1 protein-coding gene is annotated in these 658 nt (G+C 62.9%); it reads left to right on the forward strand.

Annotation, left to right across the window (positions count from 1 at the left end; translation table 11 throughout):
* Window positions 1-582: transposase (locus NKJ40_RS31800; RefSeq protein WP_352469394.1), on the forward strand; the 582-nt coding region annotated here is incomplete at its 5' end.
* Between the last annotated feature and the right edge of the window lie 76 nt (window positions 583-658).

Below are 658 nucleotides of genomic sequence, written 5' to 3' on the forward strand. Positions count from 1 at the left end.
GAACGCCTGGCCGCCGACAGCGCGTACGGCTCGGCCGAGATGTTGGGCTGGTTGGTGCACGAGCGCGGCATCGAGCCGCATATCCCGGTCTTCGACAAGTCGGAGCGTCGCGATGGGACCTTCGAGCGGGCAGAGTTCAGCTATGATCGCGAGCGCGATCTCTACACCTGTCCAGGCGGCAAGGAGCTCAGGCAGTATCGTCGGCGGTTCGCTTCACCCCGCGACGGTGTCGACGACGAGGGCTTCATGCGCTACCGCGCCAGCAAGCTCGACTGCGACGTCTGCGCCCTCAAGCCTCGATGCTGTCCGAACGGTCCAGCCCGCAAGATCCTACGCTCTATCCACGAGGGTGCGCGGGACATGGCCCGCGATATTGCCGCCACCGACGCCTATGTCACCTCGCGTCGCGAGAGGAAGAAGGTCGAGATGCTGTTTGCCCACCTCAAGCGCATCCTGAAGCTGGATCGCTTGCGACTACGAGGACCAAACGGTGCTCGAGACGAGTTCCATCTGGCAGCCACTGCCCAGAACCTCCGGAAACTCGCCAAGCTGATTCCGGTGCCGATGCCGAAACCGGCATGAGGCGGAAGACGTCTGCTCACGACCTAACATCAGTCGATGTCGTGGCCGAGACGCGGCCGACTTTTTCAACGATATC

Origin of the sequence: Mesorhizobium sp. M0119 (assembly GCF_040322615.1) — a bacterium.
Lineage (GTDB): Bacteria > Pseudomonadota > Alphaproteobacteria > Rhizobiales > Rhizobiaceae > Mesorhizobium.